General features: G+C 50.7%; 13 protein-coding genes, 1 rRNA gene and 1 other annotated feature. Of the genes, 8 read left to right on the top strand and 6 right to left on the bottom strand.

The genetic code is table 11. The annotated features are described in order from the left end of the window. The first annotated feature begins 38 nt into the window (after positions 1 to 38). Entirely contained in the window at positions 39 to 386 is a 348-nt protein-coding gene (gene rplS, locus F4V72_RS00070; protein ID WP_000065257.1) for a 50S ribosomal protein L19, read from the top strand. Between the two features lie 156 nt (positions 387 to 542). Here rplS and dgcN read toward each other — a convergent pair whose 3' ends face one another. Continuing rightward, positions 543 to 1,763, bottom strand: a complete 1,221-nt coding sequence (gene dgcN, locus F4V72_RS00065; RefSeq protein WP_079836881.1) for a diguanylate cyclase DgcN — start codon at positions 1,761 to 1,763, stop codon at positions 543 to 545. Further along, positions 1,756 to 2,274 carry a YfiR family protein gene (locus F4V72_RS00060; protein WP_053508962.1) on the bottom strand — a complete coding sequence of 173 codons (519 nt, stop codon included), beginning with the start codon at positions 2,272 to 2,274 and terminating at the stop codon, positions 1,756 to 1,758. Before F4V72_RS00060 ends, dgcN begins: the two co-directional genes overlap by 8 nt. A gap of 439 nt (positions 2,275 to 2,713) precedes the next feature. On the opposite strand from F4V72_RS00060, the gene aroF reads away from it, so the two are divergent. From aroF to F4V72_RS00045, 3 genes are read left to right on the top strand one after another with little or no spacing between them, the layout of a single operon-like run. Further along, entirely contained in the window at positions 2,714 to 3,784 is a 1,071-nt protein-coding gene (gene aroF / locus F4V72_RS00055) for a 3-deoxy-7-phosphoheptulonate synthase AroF (protein ID WP_136058127.1), read from the top strand. 9 nt (positions 3,785 to 3,793) lie between these two features. Next, a complete protein-coding gene (gene tyrA / locus F4V72_RS00050; protein ID WP_079814106.1) occupies positions 3,794 to 4,915 on the top strand; it encodes a bifunctional chorismate mutase/prephenate dehydrogenase in 1,122 nt (373 codons plus the stop codon). 56 nt (positions 4,916 to 4,971) lie between these two features. Next, positions 4,972 to 5,880, top strand: a complete 909-nt coding sequence (locus tag F4V72_RS00045; RefSeq protein ID WP_136058128.1) for an SMP-30/gluconolactonase/LRE family protein — start codon at positions 4,972 to 4,974, stop codon at positions 5,878 to 5,880. On the opposite strand, the gene pheA is transcribed toward F4V72_RS00045, so the two are convergent. The 4 genes from pheA to bamD form a co-directional block, all read right to left on the bottom strand. Continuing rightward, a complete protein-coding gene (gene pheA / locus F4V72_RS00040) occupies positions 5,841 to 7,001 on the bottom strand; it encodes a bifunctional chorismate mutase/prephenate dehydratase (RefSeq protein WP_136058129.1) in 1,161 nt (386 codons plus the stop codon). The genes F4V72_RS00045 and pheA overlap by 40 nt on opposite strands. A 22-nt stretch (positions 7,002 to 7,023) precedes the next feature. Then, positions 7,024 to 7,150, bottom strand: a sequence feature (Phe leader region). Next, positions 7,102 to 7,149: a pheA operon leader peptide PheL gene (pheL, locus tag F4V72_RS00035; protein WP_102025861.1), complete on the bottom strand. Its 48-nt coding sequence runs from the start codon at positions 7,147 to 7,149 to the stop codon at positions 7,102 to 7,104. (Overlaps the previous feature by 48 nt.) Before the next feature lie 102 nt (positions 7,151 to 7,252). Then, positions 7,253 to 7,591, bottom strand: coding sequence for a ribosome-associated translation inhibitor RaiA (raiA, locus tag F4V72_RS00030; RefSeq protein WP_000178449.1), 339 nt, complete (start codon positions 7,589 to 7,591; stop codon positions 7,253 to 7,255). A 271-nt stretch (positions 7,592 to 7,862) separates the two neighbouring features. Further along, on the bottom strand, positions 7,863 to 8,600 hold the full coding sequence (gene bamD, locus F4V72_RS00025) for an outer membrane protein assembly factor BamD (protein ID WP_136058130.1): 738 nt from the start codon (positions 8,598 to 8,600) through the stop codon (positions 7,863 to 7,865). A 131-nt stretch (positions 8,601 to 8,731) separates the two neighbouring features. On the opposite strand from bamD, the gene rluD reads away from it, so the two are divergent. The 4 genes from rluD to F4V72_RS00005 all read left to right on the top strand — a co-directional run. Continuing rightward, positions 8,732 to 9,712, top strand: a complete 981-nt coding sequence (gene rluD / locus F4V72_RS00020; protein ID WP_023246170.1) for a 23S rRNA pseudouridine(1911/1915/1917) synthase RluD — start codon at positions 8,732 to 8,734, stop codon at positions 9,710 to 9,712. After that, positions 9,709 to 10,440 carry a purine nucleoside phosphorylase YfiH gene (gene yfiH / locus F4V72_RS00015; RefSeq protein WP_053529745.1) on the top strand — a complete coding sequence of 244 codons (732 nt, stop codon included), beginning with the start codon at positions 9,709 to 9,711 and terminating at the stop codon, positions 10,438 to 10,440. Before rluD ends, yfiH begins: the two co-directional genes overlap by 4 nt. A gap of 129 nt (positions 10,441 to 10,569) precedes the next feature. Further along, entirely contained in the window at positions 10,570 to 13,143 is a 2,574-nt protein-coding gene (gene clpB, locus F4V72_RS00010; RefSeq protein WP_023246168.1) for an ATP-dependent chaperone ClpB, read from the top strand. Positions 13,144 to 13,594: 451 nt separating this feature from the next. Further along, positions 13,595 to 13,797 (top strand): 16S ribosomal RNA (locus F4V72_RS00005); the annotation flags it as partial.

Below are 13,797 nucleotides of genomic sequence, written 5' to 3'. Positions count from 1 at the left end.
CCCCGAATATCAGTTTACCCAGGATAAGAGATTAAATTATGAGCAACATTATTAAGCAACTTGAACAAGAGCAGATGAAGCAGAACGTACCTTCCTTCCGTCCGGGCGATACCGTGGAAGTGAAAGTATGGGTTGTTGAAGGTACCAAGAAACGTCTGCAGGCATTCGAGGGCGTGGTTATCGCTATTCGTAACCGCGGTCTGCACTCTGCATTCACTGTTCGTAAAATTTCCAACGGCGAAGGCGTTGAGCGTGTCTTCCAGACTCACTCTCCGGTAGTTGACAGCATTGCTGTTAAACGTCGTGGTGCTGTTCGTAAAGCTAAACTGTACTACCTGCGTGAGCGTACTGGTAAAGCGGCTCGTATCAAAGAGCGTCTTAACTAAGAGCGCGCTTTCGCAACATCCGAAAGCTTGTAGAAAACAAGGGGCTGGCATTATGCTGGCCCCTTTTTTTATAGGTTACTCCACTTCATAGAAGATTTTATGATTAGGCTGGGTCTGTGATATCAACGTTGAGTCAGAAATGTTCTGGCTCGCTCCTTAGTTTAGCGAGCGTTCCGTACGCCGGTGTTTAGCCTGATACATATTTCGATCGGCCAGTTCTTGTAGTTTTTCGGCAGTGGCATGTTCCCATGTCAGCGCGAAGCCAATACTCAGGGTCATCGTTATCCGCAGGCCGTTATGTAGTTCAAAAGGTCGATTAAACGCCTGGGATAGCGCCGCGCAAATACGTTGTACTTCATACTCCGAATGTACACCGTAAAGCACCATCGCAAATTCATCGCCGCCGAGTCGGTAAGTCTGATAACGGTTACCACCGAACTCCGCTAATCTTTTGGCAACCTCAATAAGTACGCGGTCGCCTGCCGCATGTCCCCAGGTATCGTTAATATATTTAAAGTTATCGCCATCCAGAAATAACAATGCCGAACTGCTACGGGCGTAATTATCCTTCATCAGCGCGTTAATACAGCTGCGAAATGCCGCACGATTGGCAAGCCCTGTCAGCGGATCGTGCAGCGCGGTACGCAGTAGTTGTGCATTTTTAGCCTGGAGCCGTAGCTGCCACTCTTCCATCTCATCCAGAAGACTATTGAAATCCTGCGCAAAAAGGTGAAATTCCTCGATACGCTCATCAGGTACCCGGCGTGAAAAATTTCGGTTAGTGCGAACGTCGTGTACGACTTCAGTAATATTTTGTAGCGCATCCACAACGCCATTATGCAAATAACGCGTGAGCAGCAGGGCAATACCGGATGCCAGCAGAATACATCCTGTCAGCACTGCCAGCGATAGCCAGATAAAATGGCCAATAAGGCTATCGCGGGCAACAAACCGTACTTCGCCGATGGCCCTACCGTTGTGCCAGACTGGTTGCGATACCGGTAATGGGAAAAGCCAATGGCTAATTAAACCGATGAGCTTATCGTCTGCGGCTCGCGCATCATAGCGCCATGAGGCGATGATACGGCCATTTTTATCGCGGACCTCCGCTGCTGAAAATTGTCCCTGACGTCCCAGAGTGGCGAGCGTTTCCGCCGCGGCCGCGTCATCGGAAAATACCAGCGCCGCTTCAAGGCTATGGGTCATCGTGGCGGCGGTCAAATCGAGATTTTTTTGCGCATACTGTTTGAGCGTAAGGACAGATGCAACGCAAATTAATAGCCAGATCAATGTCATTGTGAGCAGCACGCTGATTATACTAATCCGCCGTAGTGTGCGTTTAAATGTTGGTCTGGACAGAGAAAATTCCTTATTCATGCTTTTGATTCCGTGCAAGCATTAATACTTCTGGATTCACTCTCACGCCGCTATGCGAGAGGGAGTCCAGATTCACGGAAAATTTGACTTCATCATTGTTAATGATCAGACAAAATGCGCTGCCAATAATACATTCGGTATTTTGTTCGGTAATTAATAACAAGGCGTTAACTGGATAATGACGCGTTAATTCTACCTGATAAGATGGCGATTCATTGCCAAAGTAAAAACCGTCACAGCGGGCGCTCATGGCCTCTTGTGTTGTACGGATGACAAGAGGTTGATAAGGGAAAGCCCAGCCAGCCTCTTCGCTAAGTACCCTGACAAAACGCGAAGATGAAAATATGCATAGCCTTGGCGGTCCGGATAACGTCGGCCAGTGTGTATAACTGACGATACCGGAGACGATGGCGCGTACGGATTTCTCTTCTTCCGTGACGCGTTGAGCATACAGAGGCAAGCTTGCTAATAATAGCGATAACAGAAAGATAAATAGGTGAGAAAAACGCATTAACAAGTCCCCACCATCTTCAGTCGTAAAGCATTAAAATACATCCATGATTATTTGTAGCAAAATAACATTATTTTGCCATATCATCATTATTTCTTATTGATAATATGAATGTCTTAAGTGATATCACTAATATTAAATTTTTGTGATAACGGTATTAATTAACGTATATCAGAAAGTAAAATTATGCGTGCGGAGAAAAAATAATCAAAAAATGGCGAGCATTGCTCATTTTAGCGCTTTTCCGAGGATGGGAATAAAATAATTTACTTATAGTGTAAATTTTTTGATACGAAATGAAGGGTTTTAATCTGATCCTGCGTTTAGTGTAAAGTTTATTTTACGTAATATGGATTGAAATCTTTACTTTTTGTGGTATGGTTTAAACATCCTCGTGGAGGATCAACTATCGCAAACAAGAAAAGACAGGATCGCCATCATGCAAAAAGACGCGCTGAATAACGTACGTATCACCGATGAACAGGTATTAATGACGCCGGAGCAGCTTAAAGCGGCCTTTCCGTTGAGCCTGGCGCAGGAAGCGCAGATAGCGCAGTCCCGAGGAATCATTTCTGACATTATTGCCGGGCGCGATCCGCGTCTGTTGGTGGTATGCGGTCCTTGTTCTATTCACGATCCTGAAACCGCTCTGGAATATGCCCGTCGATTTAAAGCCCTTGCCGCAGAGGTCAGCGATAGCCTCTATCTGGTAATGCGCGTCTATTTTGAAAAGCCGCGGACTACCGTCGGCTGGAAAGGGCTGATTAACGATCCTCATATGGATGGCTCATTTGATGTGGAAGCCGGGTTGAAAATAGCGCGTCATCTACTGGTGGAACTGGTGAATATGGGGCTGCCATTGGCGACCGAAGCGTTGGATCCGAACAGCCCGCAATACCTGGGCGATCTGTTTAGCTGGTCGGCGATAGGCGCGCGTACAACCGAATCGCAAACCCACCGCGAAATGGCGTCTGGTCTTTCTATGCCGGTCGGCTTTAAAAACGGCACAGATGGCAGTCTGGCGACAGCAATTAACGCCATGCGCGCCGCTGCGCAACCCCATCGTTTTGTTGGCATTAACCAGGCCGGTCAGGTAGCGTTATTGCAAACCCAGGGAAATCCGCATGGCCATGTGATTCTGCGTGGTGGCAAAGCGCCAAATTATAGCCCGGCAGATGTTGCTCAGTGTGAAAAAGAGATGGAACAGGCGGGACTACGTCCTTCGCTGATGGTAGATTGCAGTCATGGTAACTCCAATAAAGATTATCGCCGCCAGCCAGCCGTGGCAGAATCTGTAGTTGCGCAGATTAAAGATGGCAATCGTTCAATCATTGGCTTAATGATTGAAAGTAATATTCATAAGGGTAATCAGTCTTCCGAACAGCCGCGCAGCGAAATGAAGTATGGCGTTTCCGTCACCGATGCTTGTATTAGCTGGGAGATGACCGATGCCCTGTTACGTGAGATTCATAAAGATTTGAGCGGCCAACTGGCGGTGCGTGTAGCATAAGAGGTTGTTATGGTTGCTGAATTGACCGCGTTACGCGATCAAATAGATGATGTCGATAAAGCGTTGCTGAATTTACTGGCTAAGCGCCTGGAACTGGTTGCCGAAGTCGGCGAGGTGAAAAGCCGTTTTGGCCTGCCTATTTACGTGCCGGAACGTGAGGCCTCTATGCTGGCTTCGCGACGGGCGGAAGCAGAAGCGATCGGTGTTCCGCCCGATCTCATTGAAGATGTCTTGCGCCGGGTAATGCGTGAATCTTACTCCAGCGAAAATGATAAGGGGTTCAAAACGCTTTGTCCTTCTCTGCGTCCGGTCGTCATTGTGGGCGGCGGCGGACAGATGGGGCGTCTGTTCGAAAAAATGCTCACGCTGTCGGGCTATCAGGTCCGTATTCTGGAACAGCAGGACTGGCCGCGCGCCAGGGAGATTGTCGCCGATGCCGGAATGGTGATCGTCAGCGTGCCGATTCATGTTACTGAACAGGTCATAGCCCAACTGCCGAGCCTGCCGTCCGACTGTATTCTGGTCGATCTGGCATCGGTGAAAAGCGGCCCGTTGCAGGCAATGTTGGCGGCCCATGATGGTCCTGTACTGGGCTTGCATCCGATGTTTGGTCCGGATAGCGGGAGCCTGGCGAAGCAGGTGGTGGTCTGGTGTGATGGGCGCCAACCGGAAGCGTATCAGTGGTTCCTTGAGCAAATTCAGGTTTGGGGCGCCCGGTTGCACCGAATTAGCGCTGTCGAGCACGATCAGAACATGGCTTTTATCCAGGCGCTGCGCCACTTTGCTACCTTCGCTTATGGGCTGCATCTGGCGGAAGAGAACGTCCAGCTTGAGCAGCTTCTGGCGCTATCATCTCCGATTTATCGACTAGAACTGGCGATGGTCGGGCGTCTGTTCGCCCAGGACCCGCAACTGTACGCTGACATTATTATGTCATCGGAGCGCAATCTGGCGCTTATCAAGCGTTACTATAAACGTTTTGGCGATGCGATCGGTTTACTGGAGCAGGGCGATAAGCAGGCTTTTATCGACAGTTTTCGCAAAGTCGAACACTGGTTTGGCGATTATGCCAGACATTTTCAGAATGAAAGCCGTGTGTTATTGCGTCAGGCGAATGACAGCCGACAATAATGATGACATCTATACTGAAAGCCAGCTTTGCTGGCTTTTTTCGTTTAAGGAACCGTATGACTACGCCGCACGTTTTATTTGATTATGTCGGACATTTACCAGAATGCCCCACATGGAGCGAAGATGAAAGCGCGCTGTATTGGGCCGATATCCTGGAACAGGAGATCCATCGTTACCATCCGGCGAGTGGGGCGCATAGCGTGCTGGCGTTTCCGGAAGAGGTGGGATGTTTTGCCTTGCGTGAGCAGGGTGGATTTATTGTGGCCATGCGTCATGCTATCTGGCTGGCCGATAAAAATGGATTATTGCAGCGTAAGGTTTGCGACAATCCCTCTAATGTGAAACTGGCGCGTTTCAATGATGGCGGCACCGATGGCGATGGGCGTTTTTATGCCGGGACGTTCTGGGCGCCGGGTGACTATAATGGCGCGTTGCTGATGCGGATCGATCATGATCTGACGGCAAAAGTGATCCAGTGCGATATCCAGGGACACAACGGCTTGGCGTTCAGCCTGGATAACCAGTGGATGTATACCTCCGATACGCCGAATGGCGTGATTTACCGCACGTTACTTGATAAGCATGGCGAACCGGGTAAGCGTGAACTTTTTCGCCATTTTGGCGAAGGAGAAGGACTTCCCGACGGCGCGGCGATGGATAGCGAAGGGTGCTACTGGAGCGCGATGTTTGACGGCTGGCGCGTGGCGCGTTTCTCACCGCAAGGAGAGCCACTGGAAGAGTACCGGTTGCCGGTACGTTGTCCGACGATGGTTTGCTTTGGCGGCGCAGACATGAAAACGTTGTTTATTACGACTACCAGAGAAAATATGTCTGCTCAGGAAGTGGCGGATTATCCGCTCTCAGGCGCCATCTTCACCCTGCAGGTAACCGTCGCAGGGATGAAGAAAAGCCGCTTTATTGAACGTCAGGCAGGTTCTACCGGCACGACGTTTTCGCTGGGATAGCAGCCAAGCACTTTCATTGAGCGAGTGATCTCGCCCAGCTCTTTTAGCGCGCTTTGCATTACCTGCGACTCCAGGTTCGCCTGAATATCGAGATAAAACATCTCTTCCCACGGATTGCCGTGAATTGGGCGCGACTCCAGCTTCGTCATGATGAGATTGTGGTTACGCAGCACCAGCAACGCTTCAACCAGCGCGCCAGCCTGCTGCCCGGTGGCGATTAACAGAGTGGTTTTTGCCGGAACCTGATCGGAAACGTTGATGGCTTTGCGCGCCAGTACCAGAAAGCGGGTGATATTCTGCGTCTGGTTTGCGGCGATGCGTTCCAGCACCTGTAAACCGTGCAACATGCCGCCTGCCTCGCTGCCGAGCGCCGCGACGCGCGGAGAGTTCGCCTGCGCGACTTTTTCCATCGCTGCCGACGTACTTTCGGTATAGTCGATTTTCCAGTGCGGATAGCGGCTCAAAAACTTACTACACTGCTGGAACGGTTGCGGATGGCTGTACACCGTTTCGATGGTATTCAGATCCGTGTTGCCGCAAACCAGTACGCAGTGATCGATAGTTACGGTCATCTCACCGACAATCGACAGACTGGTGTGTTGCAATAAGTCGTACACATCGTTGATGGCGCCGGAGCTGGTGTTCTCTATCGGAACCACGGCGTAATCGGCCTGGCCGGTTTCGACCTGATGAAAAATATCGGCGAATTTTGCGCAGCCGCTCTCAATAAATTGCTCAAAATGGCGTGCGGCATACTGGCGCGCCGCGAGATGAGAATAAGAGCCTTTCGGCCCAAGAAACGCAATACGTGCCGAATGAGGGTGAGTATTATTCAGATGTTGTTGCAGCAGCGCCTGCTGAGTAAGCACGGAGTCTTCAATGATAAGCTGGAACAGACGGGTAATGTAGTGTGCGTCGAGATGGTGAGCTTTACCGAGATGGATGAGCCTGTCCAGCAGCGCGCGTTCACGATCGATATCCCGAACCGGACGATGTGACAGTAGCTTCGCTTGTCCCACTTCAATCGCCAGCGCGCGTCGTTTTGCCAGTAGAGCCAGTAACTCTTCGTCTAAAGCGCTGATTTTATCTCGCAGCGCCAGTAACGGGTTTTCCGATGTCATAGTGTTGCCTTTTTTGTTATCAATAAAAAAGGCCTCCCGGTGGGGGGAGGCCTTCTTGTTCGTCTTCGCATTCTTTATCACATGACGAAACGCCTCCCGGTCAGGGGAAGGTAAAAAAGAATGCGAAGAAAAACCGGGCTAGCTTCATAACTGTTTCCTTTGTGTACGTAAGTACAGTACCCGTACTGTTTTAATCCTGTCAACAAAAAACGCGCCCGAAGGCGCGTTGGCGATACACTCAATGTAAGGGACTACTCTTCTTCTGCTTCGACGAAGCTGGCATCTTTCACCGATGCGGTGGCACGACGGGCTTCGCCTTTGTGCTGCACTTTATTGAGCTGCCGTTCCAGCTTGTTGATCAATTCATTAATAGCGGTGTACATATCTTCGTGTTTTGCGCTGGCGACCAGATGTCCGTTCGGTGTATTAATGGTGGCGTCAGCAATAAAGCCCTGTGGCTCTTTGGACAGAATGATATGGGGATTAATCAGGTGAGTTTGCCATTTTTCCAGTTTGGCGAGACGGTCTGCGACATGTTGGCGGATTGCCGGAGTAATTTCCATTTGTTTACTGGTAATGTTCATTGTCATAAATTTTACCTCTTGTCTTTCCCGTCTTGGTGATTCCAGCATACCGTTCTTAATGTCAAAATGTGTGATGTAAATCACATTATTTTGTCACTTTTTGTCAAGGCGAACTTTTTGTGAGGCATCGCAGGAAGAAGCGATCTTTTACTTGAGGAATGCCTGAAAGCAGGCCATATTTGACTGGATGTATTGCAGTGAAATCATTTCTGTTGCATCAGATACCGAATAAAAAAACGGCAGCCGGGAGGCTGCCGTTTTGCTTGTTTGTATTGCTTCAGGTGTTTTTGCTGTTAGCGGCAATAATTTTCGCTACTTTGTCAGCTTGCGTATTTAGCTGCATCTGACGATAGGCGTTTTCCATCAGCGGCAACGCATCGCGCGTGGCCTGCGTATCAGGATAATTGCGTAGCATACCTTCTACCCGGTTTACCACCGCAACCCATGCGCCGCGCGCGGTATAGTACTCTGCGACGGAATATTCATATTTCGCCAGACGGTTTTTCAGGAATACCAGACGCTTAGTGGCGTCGGTTGTGTACTGGCTATTAGGATAGTTGCGTACCAGTTTCGAAAAGTCATTGAACGCCGCCCGCGCATGCTGCGGATCGCGATCGCTGCGATCGACGCCAAAGAAACCTTGCAGCGCGCTATCATCCAGCGCCATGTTCGTCAGGCCGCGCATGTACATGACATAATCAATATTAGGGTGCGTTGGATTAAGACGCATAAAACGATCGATGGTGGCCTGCGCTAGCGGCAGATCGGCGTTTTTGTAATAGGCGTAGATAAGATCCAACTGCACCTGCTGAGAATACGGTCCGAATGGATAACGATTATCTAACGCTTCCAATTGCGTTATTGCCTGTTTCCAGTTACCGTCCTGCAGCTTTTGCTGAGCAGTCGCGTAGATTTCATTCGGCGGATTATCGGGCACCTCTTCCTTTGAACCCGAGCAACCCGCCAGAAACAGGCTCAACGTGGCTGCTGCCACCAGATATTTCATGCGCGTCATGACGTTTTGACTTTCCTCAAAATGTTTTACGGGAGATTCTCTGTTCCTGCTCCCGGTTAAGACCAGCTACAATAGCACACTATATTAAACGGCAAAGCCGTAAAACCCAACGTTAAACGAAGAAGCTGTATATGGCACAACGAGTACAACTCACCGCAACGGTCTCCGAAAACCAACTCGGTCAACGCTTAGATCAAGCTTTGGCCGAAATGTTCCCGGATTATTCACGTTCGCGTATAAAAGAATGGATTTTGAATCAGCGCGTGTTGGTCAATGGTCAACTTTGCGATAAACCAAAAGAAAAAGTGTTAGGCGGCGAGCGGGTGGCTATTGATGCGGAGATCGATGAAGAGATTCGTTTTGAAGCGCAGGATATCCCGTTAGATATTGTTTATGAAGATGACGATATTCTGGTTATCAACAAGCCACGCGATTTGGTGGTACACCCTGGCGCCGGTAACCCGGACGGTACGGTACTGAACGCGTTGCTACATTATTATCCGCCGATTGCGGATGTCCCGCGCGCGGGCATCGTGCATCGTCTGGATAAGGACACGACGGGGCTGATGGTGGTGGCGAAAACCGTTCCGGCGCAAACGCGCCTGGTGGAGTCTTTACAGTTGCGCGAGATCACCCGCGAATATGAAGCTGTCGCGATCGGACATATGACGGCGGGAGGAACGGTGAATGAGCCAATTAGTCGTCACCCGACCAAACGTACGCATATGTCGGTGCATCCGATGGGCAAACCGGCGGTGACTCATTACCGTATTATGGAACATTTCCGTGTGCACACGCGCCTTAGGCTGCGTCTGGAGACCGGACGTACGCACCAGATCCGCGTGCATATGGCGCATATTACGCATCCGTTGGTGGGCGATCAGGTATATGGCGGGCGTCCACGTCCACCGAAAGGCGCATCGGAAGAATTTATTTCCACGCTGCGTAAGTTTGACCGACAGGCGCTTCATGCAACGATGCTGCGTCTCTACCATCCTGTATCGGGTATCGAAATGGAGTGGCACGCGCCGATTCCACAAGATATGGTGGACCTTATCGATGCGATGCGCGCCGATTTCGAAGCTCATAAAGATGATGTGGACTGGTTATGAATGCACTGATTGTCCCGCAGTGGCCGCTGCCGAAAGGCGTCGCAGCCTGTAGCTCTACCCGTATTGGCGGGGTGAGTTTACCGCCTTACGACTCGCTGAATCTGGGCGCGCATTGCGACGATAACCCGGAGCATGTTGAAGAGAACCGCAAGCGTCTGTTTGCGGCGGGCAATCTGCCTTCGAAACCTGTCTGGCTTGAACAGGTTCACGGTAAAAATGTGTTGAGGCTTACCGGGGAACCGTATGCCTCCAAACGTGCGGATGCGTCTTACAGCAATACGCCAGGAACCGTCTGCGCGGTAATGACGGCAGATTGTCTGCCTGTGCTATTCTGTAACCGTGAGGGAACAGAAGTGGCGGCGGCTCATGCGGGCTGGCGCGGATTATGTGAAGGCGTACTGGAGGAAACTGTCGCCTGCTTTGCTGACAACCCAGAAAATATCATCGCCTGGTTAGGCCCGGCGATCGGCCCGACCGCGTTTGAAGTGGGGCCGGAAGTACGTGACGCATTTTTAGCAAAAGATGCGCAAGCCGATAGCGCATTTTTGCCGCGCGGGGAAAAATTTCTGGCGGATATTTATCAGCTTGCACGCCAACGTCTGGCGAATACCGGCGTTGAACATGTCTATGGCGGGGATCGCTGCACCTTTAGCGAAAGTGAGACTTTCTTCTCTTATCGTCGCGACAAGACGACAGGTCGTATGGCAAGTTTTATTTGGCTGATATAACCTAAAGAATCAAGACGATCCGGTACGGGTAACTTTCTTTTCACATAATTCCGGTCATTCACCTTGAATAATTGAGGGATGACCTCATTTAATCTCCAGTAGCAATTTTGACCTGTTATGGGAGGAGTTATGCGTCTGGATCGTCTTACTAATAAATTCCAGCTTGCTCTTGCCGATGCCCAGTCGCTCGCGCTGGGGCACGACAACCAATTCATCGAACCTCTTCATTTAATGAGCGCCTTGCTGAACCAGGAAGGGGGATCGATACGTCCTTTATTAACCTCTGCCGGCATTAATGCTGGCCAGTTGCGCACCGCTATCGATCAGGCGCTGAGCCGTTTACCGCAGGTGGAAGGCACCGGCGGCGACGTACAGCCTTCTTCGGATCTGGTACGCGTACTGAACCTTTGCGACAAGCTGGCGCAAAAACGGGGGGACAATTTTATTTCGTCAGAGCTGTTTGTTCTGGCGGCGCTTGAGTCTCGCGGCACGTTAACCGATCTGCTGAAATCAGCCGGTGCGACCACGGCCAATATCACTCAGGCAATTGAACAGATGCGTGGAGGTGAAAGCGTGAACGATCAAGGGGCTGAAGACCAACGTCAGGCCTTGAAAAAATATACTGTCGATCTGACCGAGCGGGCTGAACAAGGCAAGCTTGACCCGGTAATTGGTCGTGATGAAGAAATTCGCCGTACCATTCAGGTATTGCAACGCCGTACTAAAAACAACCCGGTGTTAATCGGTGAGCCAGGGGTCGGTAAGACGGCAATTGTTGAAGGACTGGCGCAGCGCATTATTAATGGTGAAGTCCCTGAAGGCTTAAAAGGCCGCCGCGTACTGGCGCTGGATATGGGCGCGCTGGTGGCCGGGGCAAAATATCGCGGCGAATTTGAAGAACGTCTGAAAGGCGTGCTGAACGACCTTGCAAAACAGGAAGGCAACGTCATTCTGTTTATCGACGAACTGCACACGATGGTCGGCGCTGGTAAGGCTGATGGCGCAATGGATGCCGGGAACATGCTGAAACCGGCGCTGGCGCGTGGTGAGCTGCACTGCGTGGGCGCCACCACGCTGGATGAATACCGTCAGTACATCGAAAAAGATGCGGCGCTGGAACGTCGCTTCCAGAAAGTGTTTGTGGCTGAGCCAAGCGTTGAAGACACCATCGCGATTCTGCGTGGCCTGAAAGAACGTTACGAGCTGCACCACCATGTGCAGATCACTGACCCGGCGATTGTGGCGGCGGCAACGTTGTCTCACCGCTATATCGCCGACCGTCAGTTGCCGGATAAAGCTATCGACCTCATCGATGAAGCGGCATCCAGCATTCGTATGCAGATTGACTCTAAGCCGGAGGAGCTGGACAGGCTCGACCGCCGCATTATCCAGCTCAAACTGGAACAGCAGGCGTTGATGAAAGAGTCTGACGAGGCGAGCAAAAAACGCCTCGATATGCTGAATGAAGAACTGGACGATAAAGAGCGTCAGTACTCTGAGTTAGAAGAAGAGTGGAAAGCGGAAAAAGCGTCACTTTCTGGTACACAAACCATTAAAGCGGAGCTGGAGCAGGCGAAGATCGCCATTGAGCAGGCGCGTCGTGTTGGCGATCTGGCGCGGATGTCCGAGTTGCAGTACGGCAAAATTCCGGAGCTGGAAAAACAGTTGGAAGCAGCCACCCAGTCCGAAGGCAAAACCATGCGTCTGTTACGTAACAAAGTGACGGATGCGGAAATTGCCGAAGTACTGGCGCGCTGGACCGGTATTCCGGTTGCCAGAATGCTGGAAGGCGAACGTGAAAAACTGTTGCGTATGGAACAAGAGTTACACAGCCGCGTGATCGGACAGAATGAAGCCGTTGAAGCGGTCTCGAACGCCATACGTCGTAGCCGCGCGGGGCTGTCCGATCCGAACCGTCCGATTGGTTCCTTCCTGTTCCTCGGGCCGACGGGGGTGGGTAAAACCGAACTGTGTAAAGCGCTGGCTAACTTTATGTTCGACAGCGACGACGCGATGGTGCGTATTGACATGTCTGAGTTTATGGAGAAACACTCGGTGTCTCGTCTGGTCGGGGCGCCTCCGGGATATGTCGGTTATGAAGAAGGCGGTTATTTGACGGAAGCGGTGCGCCGTCGCCCTTATTCCGTCATCTTGTTGGATGAAGTGGAGAAAGCGCATCCGGATGTATTCAACATCCTGTTGCAGGTGCTGGACGACGGTCGTTTGACTGACGGGCAAGGGAGAACGGTCGACTTCCGTAATACGGTCGTCATTATGACTTCTAACCTCGGTTCTGATCTCATTCAGGAGCGTTTTGGCGAACTGGATTACGGTCGGATGAAAGAGATGGTGCTGGGTGTGGTTAGCCAAAACTTCCGTCCGGAATTTATCAACCGTATTGATGAAGTCGTGGTATTCCATCCGTTAGGTGAGCAACACATTGCTTCTATTGCTCAGATCCAGCTGCAGCGTCTGTACAAACGTCTGGAAGAGCGTGGTTATGAAATCCATATCTCCGACGAGGCGCTGAAACTGTTGAGCGCCAACGGTTACGATCCGGTCTACGGAGCACGTCCGTTGAAACGTGCTATTCAACAGCAGATCGAAAACCCACTGGCGCAGCAAATCCTGTCTGGTGAATTGGTTCCTGGCAAAGTGATTCGCCTTGAAGCCAATGGTGATCGTATTGTGGCAGTGCAGTAAGTCACAAATTTGAATAAAACGGGCCCTGACGGGCTCGTTTTTGTTTAAAAACCAGGCGAAAATAAGCTTTTGGTTCAAATGTTGTTTGAAAGGTGACCGATTGAGCTTTTTTTTGCATTTAGGTCTTGTCAGCCCCAAATAACTCCCTATAATGCGCCACCACTGACACGGAACAACGGCATACAGGCCGCCGGGTCAGGAAGGCTTCGTTAAGAAGTCGGTGAGGAAAGCAAAAATAAATGCTTGACTCAAAAAGAGGAAAGCGTAATATACGCCACCTCGCGACGGTGAGCTGAAAGCCGCGTCGCACCTGCTCTTTAACAATTTATCAGACAATCTGTGTGGGCACTCGAAGATACGGATTCTTAACGTCCCCGGACGAAAAATGAATACCAAGTCTCTGAGTGAACACGTAATTCATTACGAAGTTTAATTCACGAGCATCAAACTTAAATTGAAGAGTTTGATCATGGCTCAGATTGAACGCTGGCGGCAGGCCTAACACATGCAAGTCGAACGGTAACAGAAAGCAGCTTGCTGCTTTGCTGACGAGTGGCGGACGGGTGAGTAATGTCTGGGAAACTGCCTGATGGAGGGGGATAACTACTGGAAACGGTGGCTAATACCGCATAACGTCGCAAGACCAAAGAGGGG

This window comes from Salmonella enterica subsp. diarizonae (assembly GCF_008692785.1).
Taxonomy (GTDB): Bacteria; Pseudomonadota; Gammaproteobacteria; order Enterobacterales; family Enterobacteriaceae; genus Salmonella; species Salmonella diarizonae.
Note: the sequence above shows the minus strand (reverse complement) of the source record. Positions and strands in the feature narration are given on the sequence as shown.